General features: G+C 64.9%; 18 protein-coding genes and 1 pseudogene. 12 read left to right on the plus strand and 7 right to left on the minus strand.

The window, feature by feature from the left end; translation table 11 throughout:
• Positions 1 to 11 precede the first annotated feature (11 nt).
• Positions 12 to 1550, plus strand: coding sequence for a tripartite tricarboxylate transporter permease (locus X268_RS14115; RefSeq protein ID WP_128925519.1), 1539 nt, complete (start codon positions 12 to 14; stop codon positions 1548 to 1550).
• Positions 1547 to 2560 carry a 4-hydroxythreonine-4-phosphate dehydrogenase PdxA gene (locus tag X268_RS14120; RefSeq protein WP_128925520.1) on the plus strand — a complete coding sequence of 338 codons (1014 nt, stop codon included), beginning with the start codon at positions 1547 to 1549 and terminating at the stop codon, positions 2558 to 2560. The genes X268_RS14115 and X268_RS14120 overlap by 4 nt, the downstream gene beginning before the upstream one ends.
• 30 nt (positions 2561 to 2590) lie before the next feature.
• On the opposite strand, the gene X268_RS14125 is transcribed toward X268_RS14120, so the two are convergent.
• Both X268_RS14125 and X268_RS14130 read right to left on the minus strand, forming a co-directional pair.
• Complete coding sequence (locus X268_RS14125) at positions 2591 to 3910, minus strand: adenylate/guanylate cyclase domain-containing protein (RefSeq protein ID WP_164937715.1); 1320 nt, start codon at positions 3908 to 3910, stop codon at positions 2591 to 2593.
• A 261-nt stretch (positions 3911 to 4171) separates the two neighbouring features.
• Positions 4172 to 4468: a hypothetical protein gene (locus X268_RS14130; RefSeq protein ID WP_128925522.1), complete on the minus strand. Its 297-nt coding sequence runs from the start codon at positions 4466 to 4468 to the stop codon at positions 4172 to 4174.
• On the opposite strand from X268_RS14130, the pseudogene X268_RS14135 reads away from it, so the two are divergent.
• The 3 genes and pseudogenes from X268_RS14135 to X268_RS14145 form a co-directional block, all read left to right on the plus strand.
• A pseudogene (locus X268_RS14135) lies at positions 4441 to 4683 on the plus strand (4-hydroxythreonine-4-phosphate dehydrogenase PdxA); the annotation flags it as partial. The gene X268_RS14130 and the pseudogene X268_RS14135 sit on opposite strands and share 28 nt — an antisense overlap.
• Positions 4684 to 4816: 133 nt before the next feature.
• The gene (locus X268_RS14140; protein WP_128925523.1) at positions 4817 to 5032 is read left to right on the plus strand and encodes a hypothetical protein; all 216 of its coding nucleotides are present in this window, start codon (positions 4817 to 4819) and stop codon (positions 5030 to 5032) included.
• 131 nt (positions 5033 to 5163) lie between these two features.
• Positions 5164 to 6195 carry a glycosyltransferase family 4 protein gene (locus X268_RS14145; protein ID WP_128925524.1) on the plus strand — a complete coding sequence of 344 codons (1032 nt, stop codon included), beginning with the start codon at positions 5164 to 5166 and terminating at the stop codon, positions 6193 to 6195.
• Between the two features lie 241 nt (positions 6196 to 6436).
• Here the strand turns inward: X268_RS14145 and X268_RS14150 are convergent, their stop codons facing one another.
• Complete coding sequence (locus tag X268_RS14150) at positions 6437 to 7513, minus strand: methyl-accepting chemotaxis protein (RefSeq protein WP_128925525.1); 1077 nt, start codon at positions 7511 to 7513, stop codon at positions 6437 to 6439.
• 283 nt (positions 7514 to 7796) lie between these two features.
• Here X268_RS14150 and recJ point away from each other — a divergent pair, with 283 nt between their 5' ends.
• The 3 genes from recJ (at position 7797) to X268_RS14165 (ending at position 11427) form a co-directional block, all read left to right on the plus strand.
• Positions 7797 to 9638, plus strand: coding sequence for a single-stranded-DNA-specific exonuclease RecJ (gene recJ, locus X268_RS14155; protein ID WP_128925526.1), 1842 nt, complete (start codon positions 7797 to 7799; stop codon positions 9636 to 9638).
• 91 nt (positions 9639 to 9729) lie between these two features.
• Positions 9730 to 10539, plus strand: a complete 810-nt coding sequence (locus X268_RS14160) for an SDR family NAD(P)-dependent oxidoreductase (RefSeq protein WP_164937716.1) — start codon at positions 9730 to 9732, stop codon at positions 10537 to 10539.
• A 96-nt stretch (positions 10540 to 10635) separates the two neighbouring features.
• Entirely contained in the window at positions 10636 to 11427 is a 792-nt protein-coding gene (locus tag X268_RS14165; RefSeq protein ID WP_164937717.1) for an aldolase, read from the plus strand.
• Positions 11428 to 11453: 26 nt separating this feature from the next.
• Here X268_RS14165 and X268_RS14170 read toward each other — a convergent pair whose 3' ends face one another.
• Positions 11454 to 12683 (minus strand): lytic murein transglycosylase, encoded by a 1230-nt coding sequence (locus tag X268_RS14170; RefSeq protein WP_128925529.1) that lies wholly within the window; start codon positions 12681 to 12683, stop codon positions 11454 to 11456.
• 124 nt (positions 12684 to 12807) lie between these two features.
• Here X268_RS14170 and X268_RS14175 point away from each other — a divergent pair, with 124 nt between their 5' ends.
• Positions 12808 to 13062: a hypothetical protein gene (locus tag X268_RS14175; RefSeq protein WP_128925530.1), complete on the plus strand. Its 255-nt coding sequence runs from the start codon at positions 12808 to 12810 to the stop codon at positions 13060 to 13062.
• A gap of 60 nt (positions 13063 to 13122) precedes the next feature.
• Positions 13123 to 13374 (plus strand): hypothetical protein, encoded by a 252-nt coding sequence (locus X268_RS14180; RefSeq protein WP_128925531.1) that lies wholly within the window; start codon positions 13123 to 13125, stop codon positions 13372 to 13374.
• A gap of 27 nt (positions 13375 to 13401) precedes the next feature.
• On the opposite strand, the gene X268_RS14185 is transcribed toward X268_RS14180, so the two are convergent.
• Entirely contained in the window at positions 13402 to 13932 is a 531-nt protein-coding gene (locus X268_RS14185) for a MarR family winged helix-turn-helix transcriptional regulator (protein WP_128925532.1), read from the minus strand.
• A 54-nt stretch (positions 13933 to 13986) separates the two neighbouring features.
• Here X268_RS14185 and X268_RS14190 point away from each other — a divergent pair, with 54 nt between their 5' ends.
• Both X268_RS14190 and X268_RS14195 read left to right on the plus strand, forming a co-directional pair.
• Positions 13987 to 14466 (plus strand): carboxymuconolactone decarboxylase family protein, encoded by a 480-nt coding sequence (locus X268_RS14190; RefSeq protein WP_128925533.1) that lies wholly within the window; start codon positions 13987 to 13989, stop codon positions 14464 to 14466.
• Between the two features lie 21 nt (positions 14467 to 14487).
• Positions 14488 to 14991, plus strand: coding sequence for a cupin domain-containing protein (locus X268_RS14195; protein ID WP_128925534.1), 504 nt, complete (start codon positions 14488 to 14490; stop codon positions 14989 to 14991).
• 10 nt (positions 14992 to 15001) lie between these two features.
• Here the strand turns inward: X268_RS14195 and X268_RS14200 are convergent, their stop codons facing one another.
• Both X268_RS14200 and X268_RS14205 read right to left on the minus strand, forming a co-directional pair.
• On the minus strand, positions 15002 to 15988 hold the full coding sequence (locus X268_RS14200; protein ID WP_128925535.1) for a DUF808 domain-containing protein: 987 nt from the start codon (positions 15986 to 15988) through the stop codon (positions 15002 to 15004).
• A gap of 83 nt (positions 15989 to 16071) precedes the next feature.
• Positions 16072 to 17694 carry a M23 family metallopeptidase gene (locus tag X268_RS14205; RefSeq protein WP_128925536.1) on the minus strand — a complete coding sequence of 541 codons (1623 nt, stop codon included), beginning with the start codon at positions 17692 to 17694 and terminating at the stop codon, positions 16072 to 16074.
• Positions 17695 to 17701: the final 7 nt, after the last annotated feature.

Consider the following 17701-nt stretch of genomic DNA (forward strand, 5'->3'; position numbering starts at 1 on the left):
GGGCGAGGCCGATGGATAATCTTGCAGAGCTCCTGCACGGCTTCACCATCGCGGTCACCGTGCCCCATCTGGCCCTGATGGTCGTCGGCGTGCTGCTCGGCATTCTCGTCGGCGTGCTGCCGGGGCTCGGCGCGCCGAACGGGGTGTCGCTGCTCCTGCCGCTGACCTTCGGCATGCAGCCGGTGTCCGCAATCATCCTGCTCTCCAGCATGTACTGGGGCGCGCTGTTCGGCGGCTCCGTGACCTCGATCCTGTTCAACATCCCGGGCGAGCCGTCGTCGGTCGCGACCACTTTCGACGGCTATCCGATGGCACGCGACGGCCGGCCGACCACGGCGCTGGCGACCGCATTCGGTTCGGCTGCGTTCGGCGCCCTGGTCGGTGTCATCCTGATCACGTTCCTCGCCTCCTGGGTGGCGCAGGTCGCGCTCGCCTTCGGCCCGGCCGAATATTTTGCGGTCTATTTCCTGGCCTTCGCCAGCTTCGTCGGCATGGGCGGCGCGGCGCCGATCAAGACCGTCGTCGCACTCGCGATCGGCTTTGCCATCGCGGCCATCGGCATCGACACGGTGTCCGGGAGCGTCCGCCTCACCATGGGCGTCGACGAACTCGTCAAGGGCGTCAGCTTCGTCGTCGCGGTGATGGGCCTGTTCGGCATCGGCGAGCTGCTGGTTGCCGTGGAAGAGGAGTTTCATGCCCGCGCCGTGTCCTCGAAGATCGATTGGGCCGAGGTGTTCCGCGCCGTCGGCCGCCTGCCGCGGCATGGCGTGGCATTGCTGCGCAGCGCCGCGATCGGGTGCTGGATGGGGATCACGCCGGGCGGCCCGACCGCGGCGTCCTTCATGAGCTACGGCATTGCGCGCCGCTTCTCGCGCCGCGGCCGCTACTTCGGCACCGGCGAGGTCGAAGGCATCATCTCGCCGGAGACGGCCGATCATGCCGCCGGCACCAGCGCGCTTCTGCCGATGCTCTCGCTCGGCATTCCCGGCTCGGCGACCGCGGCCGTGATGATGGGCGGGTTGATGATCTGGGGCCTCAATCCCGGGCCGATGCTGTTCGTCGATAGCAAGGATTTCGTCTGGGGCCTGATCGCCTCGATGTATGTCGGCAACATCGTCGCCGTCGCGCTGGTGCTGCTGACCGTTCCGGTCTTTGCCGCCTTGATGCGGATTCCCTTCGTGGTCATCGCGCCGCTGATCGTGATCATCTGCGTCGTCGGCGCCTATTCGGTGTCGAACTCCTATCTCGACGTGGTCATGATGCTCGGCTTCGGAATCGTCGGCTATCTCTTCAAGAAGCTGTTCTATCCGTTGGCCCCACTCGTGCTCGCAATCGTGATCGGCGACAAGGCCGAGGATGCGTTCCGGCAGTCGATGCTTATCTCCAAGGGATCGCTCGGCATCTTCTTCGCCAACAAGCTCGTGACATGCCTGATCGTGGCCGGAATCGCGCTCTTGCTGCTGCCGCTCGCGTTGCAGCTTCCGCGCCTCTGGCGCAAACCCGCATCCGCCACGGCCGAGACCACGGCCCAGGAGAAGGTGACCATATGACCGCAAAGCCGCTGATTGCGCTGGCCATGGGCGATCCCGCCGGCATCAGCCCCGAATTGACGGCCAAGCTGGTGGCGCAGGACGACATCCGGGCCCGAAGCCGGCTTGTCGTGATCGGCGATCGCCGCATCTTCGACGAGGGCGCGCGCGTCGCCGGCGTCCGGCCGGAGTTGTCCACGGTGGAGCGGGGCACCGACCTTCGTGCCGCGCAGGGCGATGCGCTGTTCATCGATCTCGGCCACCTCGCCCCCCGGGAGGTCGAGCCGAAGACTGCAACCCTTGCCGGCGGAAAATTCGCGCTCGCGAACTATCGGCTTGCACTGGAGCTCGGCCGTGACCGCCGCGTCGATGCCGTCTGCTTCACGCCCTTCAACAAGCAGGCGATGCGGCTTGCCCGCGCCGAGTACGACGACGAGATCGCGTTTTCAGCCGAGGTGGTCGAGCTCGCAACTCCGGCCAGCGAATTCAACGTGCTCGACCGGCTCTGGAATGCGCGCGTCACGTCGCACATTCCACTCAGGGACGTCGCTGCGAGGCTGTCCGGCGAACGCATCCATCGCGCGCTCACGCTGACCGATGCCTGCATGCGCAAGGCCGGCTTCGCGCGGCCGCGCATCGCGGTGGCTGGCCTCAATCCGCATGCCGGCGATGGGGGCAATTTCGGCCGCGAGGAAATCGAAATCATCGCACCCGTGGTCGCGGCCGGCCAGCGCGAGGGCATTGCTGCGGAGGGGCCCTTTCCCGCCGACACCGTGTTTCTGCGCGCCAAGGGCGGCGCCTTCGATGCGGTGCTGACGATGTATCACGACCAGGGCCAGATCGCGATGAAGCTGATGGGCTTCGATCGCGGCGTGACCTTGCTTGGTGGCTTTCCATTTCCGATCTGCACGCCCGCGCACGGGACCGCCTATGACATCGCAGGGCAAGGCATCGCCTCGATCGGCGCCAGCCGCGCCGCGTTGCTTCTCGCGGGGGAGATGGCAATGCGCTACGAGGCCAAGCCGGGCTGACGGCCATCAGACACGCGAGCCAAAGCATGATCAACCGCCGCGGCAGTAGACGTGCTCCCCCCGTTGCCGGGGCAACCGCGAGCCACCGATGCGGTGATACTCCGAAAGAAAATGATCGTTCGGCAGATTTCCGTCCTCGTTGCGCGAATATTCCCTCTTCAGGCCGTTGAGGAAGAACATTTCGTGGGCGCGCGCATGCTTGGCCTCTATGGGGCCGCGCGATTCCAGGTCGAATAGCCCGTGGACGTGCCCGACCACTGTTTCCGACACGTTGATCCGGCCAGCTGTTCCGAACGCTTCCATGAACCATGCGGTGTTGACCGCATCACCCCAGATGTCGAAGCTCATTCGGCGGTTGCCGACGACCCCGGAGATGACCGGGCCGGTATGGATTCCGATGCGCAATTGCAGGGCATCTTCGCCGATCGCCTCGCATTGCGCTCTCAGATGGGCGAGCTGCGCGCGCATCTCCAGCGCCGCGAGGCAGACATCGATCGAATGCCGCCGGTCGGGCGAGATAACGCCCGCAACTGCCATGTAGGCGTCGCCCATGGTCTTGACCTTCTCCAGACCATATCGTGCGCCAATGTCGTCCAGGGCCGAGAAATAACCGTCGAGGAGATTGATCAGCCTGGCCGGCTCGGTCCGTTCGGCGAGCAGGGTAAAGCCCTGGATGTCTGCGAATAGGATGGTCGCCGACCGGGTGTATTTGGGCTGAACTCGGCCGTGGCGCGTCAGCTCGGCGGCGATCGGTGCCGGCAGGACGTTGCGCAGCAATTCCTCGGCGCGCTCTCGCTCGGCGGCGGCCTCCAGGCGTGCCTGCTCCAGTTGCTCGATGGCCTGGCGGGACTCGATCAGCTTTCGGCGGAGCTCCAGTTGCGCCAGCACCTGATGCGAAAGCATTCGAAGAGCTTCCGTCTGCTCGAAGGAAAGCTGCCTCGGTTCGAAGTCCATGACGCAAAGCGTTCCGAGCGCATAACCTTCATCGGTGATGAGTGGCATGCCGCAATAGAATCGGCAGGATGGCTTCAGTGAGACCATCGGGCTGTTTTCGAAGCGCGGGTCCTGTGTCAGGTCGGGAATGACGAGTAGTTCGGTGCCGCAGATGGTGGTCGTGCACACGGCGTTCTCGCGCGGAGCGTCGGTGACTTCGGCCGGCAGACCGTATCGTGCCTTGAGCCAGCGCCGCTCGTCGTCGATGAAGCTGATGTAGGAGACCGGGCAGCCGCAGAGTTGCGCTGCGAGTTCGGCGATTTCGTCATAGGCCGCTTCCGGCGCGCTATCGAGGATGTCGAGCGCGCGCAGGGCGGCCAACCTCTCAGCTTCGTTCATAGGTGCCGGTGACGGCATGCCGGTCTCCGCCGCGGAGAACCTCAAGATGGGTCTTGCGCCTTCAGGAAATCGGCCATCGACCACCCCCTTCATTTGGGACGTGCCGGACCGGCGGCAAGTGGCGTTGCGGCGCTGAGCTCGGCCGGTTCCCCCGGCGCAACCCTACCCCTCACATGTTTGTGTGTCGGGGAGGCGGGCGGAAGCAGTCTCGCTGGCGCCGACAGTGCCGCCGAGGGAACTGCCAGGACGGAAACTGCCGCTACTTCGCCTGGCCGTGCTTCAAATCACCAGTTTCGCTGATACTAAGAGTCTTAATTGAGATGTAGCATTGCCCACTGCGTGGTTGGCCTCGATACTTAGCTCGCTTACCTCACCGGAGCGCAGGAGCGCTCTGGCAGTTTCGAGTGTGCTCCAATGATGACGAAATGCCTCCTTCCAAGGCTCATCCGTCATTTCTAGGGAGTTCAGTAGACCTTCCAGATCGATAACTGCTTTATCCAGGGTGATCTCACCGCTTTCGAACGCAGCAAGGCGATCACGAATTCTTCGATACTGTCTTTGATCATGCTCAGACATCGTCGGTCATTTTCTATCACGGTGACAGCACTGTCACCGTAATTCTGATGGGCTTCGATCGCGGCGTGACCTTGCTTGGCGGCTTTCCATTTCCGATCTGCACGCCCGCGCACGGGACCGCCTACGACATCGCAGGGCAGGGCATCGCCTCGATCGGCGCCAGCCGCGCCGCGTTGCTGCTCGCCGCGGAGATGTCGGCACGTCGGCTTGGCTGACCTTGCACGCACCAGGAGCGAGGACTAATTGTGCGCGCCTTGCGTGCGGGCTTAGACTTTAGGGAAAAACTGGAAACTTCCGCCCGCGCGACGAGTTGGCGTCACATGAACATCTCCACGTCGGAGTGGGAACATGGTCGACGACGGTCCGCTACGAACAGCGGTCGATACCGCTTGGTGCGTGTACCGCGCCAAGCATCGCAGTGTCGCTGCTGCCGATGGCCGTCGCAGCCTCCTTGAGCGTCATCTGCAAGGGAGGCGGGAAGCGCGCGAGAGTAACGGTGATGCCCAGGAACTCGCAGCATTCGGGCTTGCCTATCTCGAGCGTCTTTCCGATGACGAATGTTGAAGCTCGCGGAGAGCTTGGCCTGTCGCATAGCGAGCGCCAGCGCGCGGCCGAATTGGACCTTGCTTGCGATTTCGAACCTTCTTTCCGCGACCGTCGTGCTGATCGTGCGTTCGGCATTATAGCGAGCCGCCATGCGTATTGCTCAGCTTGCTCCCCTGGCCGAAAGCGTCCCTCCGAAGCTTTACGGCGGCACCGAGCGGGTGGTGGCCTGGCTTGTGGATAAACTTGTCGAGCTAGGTCATGACGTCACGCTCTTTGCCAGCGGCGACTCTCGAACGATAGGCGAACTTCACCCGGTATGGCCAACGGCGCTGCGTCTCGGCCGGAAGGGCGCCGATCCAAGTGCCGCCAACGCAATGCTGCTTGAAGCGATCGCGCGACGAGCTGGTGATTTCGACGTGATCCACTCACATGTCGATTGGCTGCCACTACCGTTGCTCAGTCGACTTGGCGTGCCGTTCGTGACGACCACGCACGGCCGTCTCGACCTGCCTGGCTTGCCCCACGTGGTGCATCAGTTTTCAGACGCTAGCTTCGTGTCGATTTCCGATCATCAGCGCCTGCCACTCCCTGAGGCAAGATGGATCGGAACGATTCAACACGGATTGCCGTCGGAGTTGTTGCAGCCTTCCTACGAGGAAGGGACCTATCTGGCATTTCTCGGGCGTCTCACGAGGGAGAAGGGACCTGAGGACGCGATCCGCATCGCGCACGCAACCCGGATGCCCCTTCGCATCGCCGCGAAGATTCCGCGCGCCGAGACTGCCTACTTCCGGAAACACCTCGCGCCCCGGATTGACGGCAATAAAATCCAGCTTATCGGCGAAGTCGACGACGTGAAGAAGCAGTCCTTCCTTCGCCAAGCCGCCGCTCTGCTGTTTCCAATCGCATGGCCTGAACCTTTCGGATTGGTCATGATCGAGGCGATGGCGTGTGGAACGCCCGTGATCGCCTACCCCGCCGGCTCCGTGCCAGAGGTCGTCGAGCACGGCGTGACCGGTTTCATCGTCGAGAACGAGGAGCAGGCCGTCAAGGCGGTCGGCGATTTGGGCAAGCTGGACCGAAGGCGGGTGCGCGCGCGCTTCGAGGAACGCTTCACCGCACGTCGGATGGCGAGGCAATACGAAGATGTCTATGGCAAGCTGGTTGCCGCTGCAGCTTAAGAATTCCGCGCGCGAGGCTCGGAATTACGGTGAAGTAAACCAAATAGCTCATCCGTCATTTGATCCGCTCGAAGCACGCGAACAGAATACCGTGGTCGCAGAACGCCGGTGCTTTGCCCGACGTGTCAAAACGCTCCGCTGGGGCGTTGTTGGCGATCGCAAAAAACCAATTAAAACAACCCCCGGGCTACTGTGCATGGGGTTGTTTTGTGGGTTTTGATCGGGGGTGGACCCGCTCGCCTCACGCGCCGCAGATGATCACGCCGTACCAGCCGAGGCCTCGATAGGTCTCGTAGCCCGGCGTTGCATGGAAGGCGACCAGCGCGCCCGTGTGGTCGCGATAGAAGCCGGAGCGCTGACCGTTGAGCGAGATCGAGATGCGCTCGCTGAGGATGCCCTGGCCGTCAGACGCCGCGATGACGCGCAAATTCGAATCGATCAGCAGCACGCGGGCCTTGTCGCTGTCGCCGACGCGCACGCCCTGGACGATGGCGCGGGCCTGCGGCTCCCAGTCGAAATGGATCGCGAGCACGCCGATCGGCGCGCCGCTCGCCTGGCCGCCGGCGCGGACGCTGGCGCAATAGGTGGCAACCTGTGCGTTGCCGAGCAGCGGCTGGTTCTCGACGTCGCCGGCGACGTAGTCGTCACCGGAGCGCAGGCCCTTTGCCTCGCGAAACCATTTGGTGTGGGCGACGTTCTGGCCGACGACGCGAAAGCGGTCGGCGCGGCCATTGGCGATGACGTTGCCGTCGAGGTCGCAGAGCCAGAGGTCGAGATAGACGGTGTAGGCCCCGAGGATCACGCCGAGGCGCTGCGAGGCATGGGAGACGGCGGCCGCACTCGGCGAAGCCGCGCAATCGACCACGGCGGAATCGGTCGCCCACCAGCGCACGTCGCAGGTGCGTTCATAGAGGTTGCGGTCGATGAGCTCGATCGCATTCAGGGACAGATCCATCATGCGCTCGCCGCGCGAACGCTGGCTCATGCGCTCGATCGAGGAGACGAGATCGCCGGTCCGCTTTGTCAACTGCGTCTCGAGCTCGCGTGCGATGGTCTCGACCTGCTGGCCGACGCCGCGGACCTCCTGCGCCACCACCGCAAAGCCCGCGCCTTGCGCGCCGGCGCGCGAGCTCTCGATCAGCGCGTTCAGCGCCAGCATCTTCATCTGGTTGGTGATCTGCTGGATCGACTTGGTCTTGTCGACCGCGATCTGGTTGACCTCCGCGGTCAGGCGGTTGATCAGCGCGGAGACATCGGAATCATCTTCAGCGGATTCGGCGGCAATCGGCTTGGCTTTCAGACCCAGCGCAGCAGACATCGGGAATTTCCCTTGGCAATGAGGTCTGATCTGCAACGAACCCGGAACAACAAATTACAGATCGAATGCGATTCTTTTTCGAGGATTCCGCCTAACGCCTGCTTAATTTGCTGTTCGGCGGAATGCCTAAATGATAGTCACTCCGGCCTGCCTGCCGGGCCATCCACCGCTTTGTGCGTCCCGGCCGTTGCAAATCGCCGGGCTTTCCCGGCCAATCATTTCAAGCCAGTCCCGGCCGCCAGCGTGATCGTCCGGACCCGAGTTCCCAATCGATAGCCTCGTCATGACGCCGCCTGCATCCGCACTCCCTGTCGAAGCGCCCCAGGCCTTCCTGGGGGTTGCGCGCTCGCTCACCGACAAGCTGTGGCGCGACCGGCTCGATGCGCGCGGGGCGGCCCAGGCGCTCGCCATCGTGCAGCGGCACCAATTGCCGGAGCTGTTGGCACGGGTGCTGGCGGGCCGCGGGGTCGACATCGACGCCGTGCCCGACTTCCTCGATCCGACCATCCGCAAGCTGTTGCCGGATCCGTTCACGGTGACGGAGATGGAGGCCGCCGCCAGGCGGATCGCGGATGCGGCGGCGAAGGGCGAGAAGGTTGCGATCTTCGGCGACTACGACGTCGACGGCGCGACCTCGGCGGCACTGCTGGCCTGGCACCTGCGGCATTGCGGGCTGGATCCGTTGATCCACATTCCCGACCGCATTTTCGAGGGCTACGGTCCCAACGTGGAAGCTGTGCGTGGGCTGGCGGCAAAGGGCGCCACGTTGCTCGTCACCGTCGATTGCGGCACCACCAGCATCGAGCCGCTCGCTGAGGCCAGACGCCTCGGCATGTCCGTGGTGGTGATCGACCACCACCAATGCGGCCTCGATCTCCCCGAGGTGGATGCGCTGGTCAATCCGAACCGGCCGGACGATCTCTCCGGCCTTGGCCATCTCGCCGCTGTCGGCCTCGTGCTGGTGACGCTGGTTGCCGTCAACCGCGAGCTGCGCCAGCGCGGCTTCTGGCGTGCGGAGATGCTTGAGCCGGATCTGCTCGGCATGCTGCATCACGTCGCGCTGGGCACGGTCGCCGACGTGGCGCCCTTGATCGGCCTCAACCGTGCCTTCGTCGCGAAGGGGCTGATCGCGATGCGGCGGCGCGACCATGTCGGCCATACCGCGCTGATGGACGTGGCGCGGCTCAACGGGCCGCCGGAGGCCTGGCATCTCGGCTTCATGCTGGGGCCCCGCATCAATGCCGGCGGCCGCATCGGCCGCGCCGATCTCGGCGTGCGGCTGCTGCTCGAAGGCGACAGCGTCGAGGCGGCGCGGATCGCCGCCGAGCTCGACCGCCTCAACAGCGAGCGTCGCGTCATCGAGCAGGCCGCCGAAGCGCAGGCCGAAGCCGAGGCGCTGGCCTCGATCGGGCTGGAGGACAAGCTCGGCGTCATCGTGACGGCCTCCGAGGGCTGGCATCCCGGCGTGGTCGGCCTCGTGGCCTCCCGGCTGAAGGAAAAGTTTTCGCGGCCCGCCTTCGCCATCGCGCTGGAGCCGGGCGGCATCGGCACCGGCTCCGGCCGCTCGATTGCCGGTGTCGATCTCGGCAAGGCGGTGCGGCAGGCGGTCGCCGAGGGCATCCTGCTGAAAGGTGGCGGGCACGCAATGGCCGCGGGCGTGACGTTGCGGAAAGAGAAGCTCGCCGAGTTTCGTGCCTATCTCGAAAATGCGCTGGCGCAGGACGTCGCCGAGGCACGCCATGTCAACGAGCTCTATATCGATGGCGCCGTGTCCGCGCGCGCGGTGACGGCGGAGCTTGCGGCGACGCTCAACCGCGCAGGTCCTTTCGGCAGCGGCAATCCGGAGCCGGTGCTGGCGCTGCCGGCGCATCAGCTCGTGTTTGCCGACGAGGTCGGCCAGGCGCATCTGCGCCTGCGCTTCAAGTCGGGCGACGGCGCAATTGTCAACGGCATCGCATTCCGGTCGGTCGGCCAGAAGCTCGGCAATGCGCTCCTCGCCAATCGCGGCCAGCAACTGCATGTCGCCGGCTCGCTCTCGGTCGACCGCTACCAGGGCGCCGAGCGCGTGCAATTCCGCGTCATCGACATCGCGCTACCGGACCAGGGGCCATCCGTGATCAGATAACGCAAGATCGCCAGCGACCAACGCGGTACGCATTTGCGCGGAGATCATGCGTACAAGATAACGGCCGCAAACAACAAAAAAGGGAGTGAACATGGCAGGGCAGGTTGAGGGCAAGGTCGTGTTGGTGACGGGCGGTGCCTCCGGTATTGGCGAGGCCATCGTCGAATTGTTTGCGCGCGAAGGCGCGACGGTCATCGCAACCGACATCGACGAGCTGCGCGGCCCCGAGCTCGCCAAGCGCGTTGCAAAAGCCGGCGGCAAGGCGATCTTTCTGGAGCAGGACGTCACCAGCGAGGAGCGCTGGATCGAGATCGTCGCCGAGATCGGCAAACGCTACGGCCGGCTCGATGTGCTCGTCTCCAACGCCGGCATCGGCATTTCTGTGCCATCGATCGTCGACATGACGCTCGCTGACTGGCGCAAGCAGAACGCGATCAATCTCGACGGGGTGTTTCTCTCGGTCAAGCATTGCCTGCCCCTGATGCGCAAGACCGGCGGCGGCTCGATCGTGATGATGTCCTCGCTCGCGGGGCTGCGCGGCTCGCCGGGCCTGTCGGCCTATTCGCTGACCAAAGGCGGCGTACGGCTGTTCGCCAAGTCGATCGCGATGGAGTGTGCTGCGGCAGGCGACGGCATCCGCGTCAACTCCGTGCATCCCGGCATCATCGACACCCCGATCTGGGGCAAGATCCCGACCGGGGCGACCGGCGCCGGCCAGAACGCGCCGATCGACCCGGAGGAGCGGGCCAAGGTCGTAACGCCGCTCGGCCGCGCCGGGCAGGCCGCGGAGATCGCCTCCGGCGTGCTGTATCTAGCCTCCGACGCTTCGCGCTACGTCACCGGCAGCGAGCTCGTGATCGACGGCGGCATGAACGCAGGAGGCGTGCCGCGGCGGGCCTGAGCCGTGCAGGGCAGGGTGGCACGCGCAGGGGCTGACGCGCAGGCGCAGCCCCTGTACAACGCGAAGAGCTCCCGACCGACAGAGGTGTCCTCCGCCATGGCGCACAGCCTTCACGCTTCCTCACCCGCGCCCTTTCGCTCCAACCGCCCGGACCTTGCGACCGATGCGATCCGCGCCGCGCGCGAGGATCTGGCCGCCTGCTTCCGCATGGCCGCGCGTAACGGCTTTGAAGAGGGCATCTGTAACCATTTCTCGGCCGTCGTGCCCGGCCACGACGATCTGTTTCTCGTCAACCCCTACGGCTACGCCTTTCGCGAGCTGACCGCGTCGAAGCTGCTGATCTGCGATTTCCATGGCAACGTCCTCGACGGCGAGGGCGTGCCCGAGGCGACTGCCTTCTACATCCATGCCGAGATGCACAGGCTGCTGCCGCGCGCCAAGGTCGCCTTTCACACCCACATGCCCTATGCGACGGCGCTGTCGATGACCGAAGGCGATCCCCTGATCTGGGCCGGCCAGACCGCGCTGAAATTCTATGGCCGCACGGCGGTCGACCGCGACTATAACGGCCTCGCGCTCGACAACCGCGAAGGCGCCCGCATCGCCTCGGCCGTGGGTGATGCCGATATCGTGTTCATGAAGCACCACGGCGTAATGGTGCTGGCACCGACCATCGCGGAGGCCTGGGACGATCTCTACTATCTCGAACGCGCCGCCGAGGTGCAGGTGCTGGCGATGTCGACGGGACGAAAAGTGCTGCCGGTCGATCCGGCCGTTGCGGCAGAGACCTACAGGCAGATGCGCGAGGGCGATTCCGAATCCGCCCGGCTCCATCTCGCTGCGATCCGCAGACAGCTCGATGCGGAGGAGCCGCAGTATAGGCATTGAGGCAAGCTGTAGGAGAGGGGGGCGGCCTACGATCCCTGCCGCAGCTTCGCCAGCACTTTCAGCCCGCCATAGCCGTCCGCCGGCGTGATGCCTGCGCGCTGCTGGAAATCCCTGACCGCCTTCATGGTGTCGTTGCCGACGCGGCCGTCGGTGCCGCCGGTGTCGAAGCCGGCCTTGGTCAGGCGTGTCTGCATCTCCTGCACCTCGGCCAGCGTCAACGCCCGCTCGGAGCCGGGGAAGGGCTGGATGAAGGGCGGTGCGCCGAGGCAGCGGTCGCCCAGATGGCAGATCGCGAGCGCATAGTTCATTGAAGGGTTGTAGCTCTTCACCGAATAGAAGTTCGGTCCAAGCAGGAACGTCGGCCCGCCCGCGACCGGCGTCCACATCTGCGCGGATGCGTTGGGCTGCGGGAAGGGCTGGCCGTCGGCGCGGGTGCCGCCGGCCGCCTGCCACGCCGCATAGGTGCGGCTGCCGCTCATGTTATCTGCCGCGCGCACCTCATAACCCCAATGCTCGCCGCGGTGCCATTTGCCGCGATTGACGAGGTATTTTGCGGTCGAGCCCAGCGCGTCGTCGGGCTTGCCGAATGGCGAGACCTTGCCATCGCCGTCATAGTCGATGCCGACATTGAGCCAGACCTCCGGCATCCATTGCGAGTGCCCCATCGCACCGGCCCATGAGCCCTGCATCTGCTCCGGCGTGCTCCAGCCCTTGTCGACGATACGTAGCGCGTTGATCAGCTCGGTCTCCCAATAGGCCTTGCGGCGGGGGTCGTTCCAGGCAAGCGCGGCGAGCGAGGGAAACACCGGCGTCATGTGGTTCTGCTGCACCAGGGGATCGCCATAGGCGGACTCGACGCCCCACAGCGCCAGCAGCGTGCCGCGCTCGACGCCGAAATCGCGCTCGATGCGTGCAAACAGCGCCTCGTTGTTCTTCAGCGCGATCTTGCCGTTGATGATGCGCCAGTCGGAGACGCGGCGGTTGATGTATTGCCACACCTGCTCGTGGAATTCGGGCTGGTTTCGCATCTGCTTGAACACGCTCATGTCGGGCTCGACCCGCCCCATCGCGCGCTGCCATGTCGCGGCCGAAATGCCCTTGGCCATTGCACGAGCGCGAAAAGCCTCGCGCCATTCGTCAAAGCCTGGAGGCGAAGCGAAAACATCGGCGGGCGCAGCGAGCAGGGCTGCCACGCCGAGCGCGGATTTCAGCAGATTGCGGCGGGCGTGATCAATCGAGGAATCAGCGTGCTTCATGGCGCCATTCTAGCGGGAAACAGAGCTCCTGTGAGCCGGTTCCTGGAACGTCCGGAACAGGCATTCGCCCGGAACAAATGGTCGCAGTCTTGCATTCCCTCCGCAGGACACTGAGGAGCACACGATGAGGAAGTATCTGTTTGCCGTTGCCATGGTCACCGCCATTGCGGTCCCTGCGCTTGCCGATGAAGTCGGCGTTCACGTCGGCCCGGTCGGTGCCGGCGTGACGGTTGGCCAGTCGCCGGATTATCGCGTTCGGGAACGTGATCGCACGACGGTCATCAAGGAGCGCGAGCCGTCGAACCGCACCACTGTTATCAAGAAGGAAGATGAATTCGGCAATCGCAGCAAGACCGTGATTCATCACGACAACGACTGACGGAATCGGCCCCGGCCTGAGCGCCGGGGCCAGTTCTGTTCATCAAGAATTCGGGGTGGAATGAAGATACGCACGCATGCCGAGAGCCATGTCGTCGAGCTCGACGACGGATCGCAATGGCAGATCTTTCCTGGCGATCTCGCGACCACGCTGAGCTGGAAGCCCGAAACCGATTTACATCTTGAGCAGAGCGGCGATCGGATGGGTTCGCACGTGCTGGTGAATGCCACCGACCAAAGCCGCGTGCGGGTGATCGCGGTGGGCGATGTCTGGCACGATGGCGAGGTCAAGAAAACGTTGAAGGGCGGATAGGGCCAGCCGCAGCCGGACGCTGGTCGGTCAATCCTCCTGTAGATCAGCCGCGATTCCGGCGAGCCAACGCCGGATCGCGGTTTCTGTCTTGCTGTCCAGCCCCCGCGCGAGGCGCTTCTCGAGCGCGATCACCCGTTCCCGGCACGCCTTCAGGAGCGTCGCGCCGCGCGGCGTCAGGGTCCATTGCTGGATGCGACCGTGAATGGGATGGGGCGTCATCACGATCGCGCCGTCACGTTCGAGATTGCGGATGATGACGCCGACGGTCTGCGGGGTGAGGAAGGTGAGACGGGCGACGTCTGCGCCGGACAGGCCCGGATAGGCATTCAGCATCGTCAGCACGGCGAATTGCGGCGACGTCACGCCGAGATCGGCGAGTGTTCGTTCCATCGTCAGCCGGACCGCGGCATGAGCCTGCCGCAGCAGATAACCGAGATAGCCTTGCTCGCCGCGCTTGCCTTCGCCGGGGGCGGGCACGCGAACGGCACCATCCTCGGCTGCCGCCGGCGGCTTCCGCACCGTTTTCGATCTCGTGATGTTGTCGGACTTGCGCATCATGTAAGTGCTCTTATAAGATATAAGTACTCTTACAATAAGACGAGGTGAACGGCAATGTCACACGCCCGCAGCGAATACGAGGATTTCAAGCGGATCGCCCCCGATGCGTATGACGTGGTGCTTGCGCTGGGCCAGCTTGCGGCCAAGGCCGGCCTCGACAAGCAACTTCTCGAGCTCGTCAAGCTGCGCGCCTCGCAGATCAATGGCTGCGCCTTCTGTGTGCAGCATCACATTCTCCTCTCCGAACGCATCGGCGTGCCCGTGGACAAGCTCAATTTGGTCGCGGTCTGGCGCGAGGCGCCGATCTTTTCACCGCGCGAGCGCGCCGCGCTGGCCTGGGCCGAGGCGCTGACCCTCCTGCCGGACGGCATCGGCGAGGAGGTTTACGCCGAAGCCGTCCGCGAATTCTCCGAGACCGAGCTGATGTACCTGACCTCGGCGGTCGCCTCGATCAATGTCTGGAACCGTTTTGGTGCCGCATTCCGCTGGACGCCGGCGCCGCGGCCGGTGACCGCGAACGCTGCGGCATCCTGATCGGCGCGCGAGGAGGTCACGATGACAGCCATGAGTTTGTCTGCAGTGCCGCATCCGGCGCTGTCACGTTCGACGGCGTTTGCGGTCATCGCAGGGCTGGCCTGCGCGCTGGCGATCGGCAAGACGCTCCCGGTCACGATGGACGCCGTCTCGGGCGCACTGGCGCCGCTCTGCGCCTCCGCTGCGGATGGCTCGTCGCTCGACAAGGTCGAGCCGATCGGCTCCTACGCACTGCCCAACGTCCCGGGCAAGCGCGTCACCATCGTGCGCGTGTCCTACGGTCCCGGCGGGTTCTCGCGGCCGCATCGTCACGCAGGCTCGGTGACCGCCTACATCACCAAGGGCGAGATCCGCTCTCAGCTCGGCGGCGGCCCAGTCGAGACATTCGGCGTCGGCCAATCCTTCTTCGAGCCGCCAGGCTCGACCCATCTGGTGTCGGCCAATGCGAGCGCGACAGAGCCGGCCGAATTGATCGCGGTCTTCGTCGCGGACGAGGGCGCGCAACTGACGACGTTCCTTGAATGATCGGTAGCCTTCAGGCCTGCCGCGATCGTCTCAGCCGCTTCCATGCCGGTGCGAGACCGTATTCGACTGCCGGAATCGCAAGTGCGCCGACAAGCAGTCCAAGCACGCCTGAAATGGCTGCCTCGACCGACCATTCAATGATGCCGGCTACGGACGGAATTGCGTGCGCGGCAGACTCGGTTGCGGCATGGACCATGCGGCCGATCATCGGCGGGCCGTATTTTTCGATGCCGTGCAGAATGATGCCGCCGCCGACCCAGATCATGGCAGCGGTGCCGATGGTGCTCAGCACCGACAAGAAGGTGGGCATGCCGCGGACGAGCGCGCGTCCGAGCAGGCGGATCGCCCCGCCAATGACCGAGCCGCCGTCGTAGCGCGCAAAGGCCATGCCGACATCATCCGCCTTCACGATCAGGGCCACCACGCCGTAGACCCCGACTGTGATACCAAAGCCGACCAGCGCCAGCACCAGTGCCTGCGTCCAGATGCTGCCGGCCGGGATGGCAGCCAGCGTGATCGCCATGATCTCCGCCGACAGGATGAAATCCGTCTTGATGGCGCTCGCGACCTTCTCGTCCTCGACCGATCCGGCATTCAACGCGATCGGTTCGAGTTGAGCTTCGTGGTCGTGCGCATGATGAGGCATCACCGCTTCGAGCACCTTCTCGGCCCCCTCATAGCAGAGAAAGGCGCCGCCCAGCATGAGCAGCGGCGTGACCGCGGCGGGAAGGAAATAACCAAGCAACAGGGCGATCGGCAGCAGGATCAGCAATTTGTTGCGCAGCGATCCGGCCGCGATCTTGCCGACGATCGGCAGCTCGCGCTTGGAGGCAAAGCCAATGACGTAGTTCGGCGTGACGGCTGCATCGTCGATGACCACGCCAGCTGCCTTTGTGCCCGCTTTGGCGGCCTGGCCAGCCACATCGTCGAGCGAGGCTGCTGCCATCTTTGCAATCGCCGCGATGTCGTCGAGAAGACCGATCAGTCCGACGCTCATCAAACCTATTCCTTCTTCGTTCGAGCCGGCGGCACGGGCGACAGCATGTTCTTGCGCCAGCTGGCATTGGAACGAGGACGTCCTTAGTTCTCCTCGCCGCTCGATCCCTCGCGCAGGTCCGGCTTGTTCACGTCCTCCGGCAAGGCATGAGCGACCGGCTGTGCCGTGACCGCAATCTCCGGCCCGATCTCGCGGCCGCGGGCGCGGATCAGGCGTTCATAGGCGGAGACCAGGGTGACGTAGGGGCTGACCCAGATCCACCCGTCGCGTGTGAAGACCTGCACATCGAAATGCAGATGCAGCGATGTTCCGGCGGGATGGTCGAGATAGTTCGAGATAACGCCGATCTTTTCGCCCTCGGTGACGAGACGGCCATTGAGCACGCCATCTGCGTTCATCGCGTGCGGATTCATGTGCATGTAGCGGAAACGGATGTGCTCGATACGGCTATTGACCTGGAGCGTCGCCGCCTGGTCCCTGGCTCCGCGGATCACGATGGCATCACGCACGGCGACGACGCCGCGCTGCTTGGGATCGCAGGGCTCGTGGCCTTCACCTGGCGGCGGGCAGTCGGCGGCGCGGATGTCCTCGCCCTGGTGGCCGTAACCACCGCCACATTGCCAAACCGCGAAGCTGCGGGACTCGCAGAAATTGTCGCGCCATGGATAGGCGGTCGGACCTTCGTTCCTGTCGCGCCTGCCGTAGGATTGCGAGCGCACGAAGGCGGGCGCCTTATCGAGGGGAAAGCGGATCTGGGCATAAGCCATCATGTCGGGATGGCCGGCCTGCTTGCGGTAACCGGTGTTCGGGATGATGTCGCCGCTCGGTCGGTAGCTGAAATCCGGTGAACGGTCCGCCGGCCGATCGAGGACGTTGGCGGCAATGTCCGTCAATGGCCGCATGCGCTGGCCGCCGGCGACACGTAGGGCCTTCAGGAAGCGCTCGGCGACGGGATAGGCTTCCTTGCAGGCGAGCCGGCGCGGCTTGGCGACGCTGTCGAGACACTGGATCGACACCACATAGGCGACGCCGAAACGGGTGAAGGCGTAGCGGACATAGCCTTCCCGGATGAACCTGCGCAGGTCCGGGTAGGTCGTCGCGAGCGACTTGACCGGCTCGCCCTTGCCGCCCGCGGGATCGGCGATGTCGTAGACCAGCGCCGAGCCCGTGATCTGCACTTCGACCGGCCTTGCGAATACCCGGCCCGGCATGCCGTCGCCGGCGCCGGGCTCGAGCGAGAAGGTCGCGCTGTAGCCGGCGGGGCCGGCATCGAACATGTCGACCGGGTTGAAGTCCGCCTGGTAGCGCGAGAGCGTGAGCGTCGCCGGCGCGCCGCTGCGCTGCGCTTCGAGGTAGGCGGCAGCGTCGAACGGCAGCAGCACGGGCACGGAACTGCGTGTGATGCCGGTGAAAAATCGCGAGGAGACTGCGTTGAGCTGCACCAGTGCGGGCGTCGCGCGCGGATCGTAGCGCAGCACCGAACGGCGAGGCGCGAAGATGAAATCCTCCGCGATCCGGGGGCGGCTGTTGATCTCGGCGCGGACCTGGTCGAGCGCTGCGCGCCAGTCGACGCGCAGCGCCGTGAGCGAGGGGCTGCGGAATTCATCCGCCGCGAGCGGGGAGGCAATGAAGAGCGAAAGCGACGCCAGAAGTTGCGAGACGAAGCGGAAACTTTTCCCAACCACTGTCTCGCCCCCTGGCGCCACCTGCTGC

Origin of the sequence: Bradyrhizobium guangxiense, assembly GCF_004114915.1 — a bacterium.
GTDB classification, from domain to species: domain Bacteria; phylum Pseudomonadota; class Alphaproteobacteria; order Rhizobiales; family Xanthobacteraceae; genus Bradyrhizobium; species Bradyrhizobium guangxiense.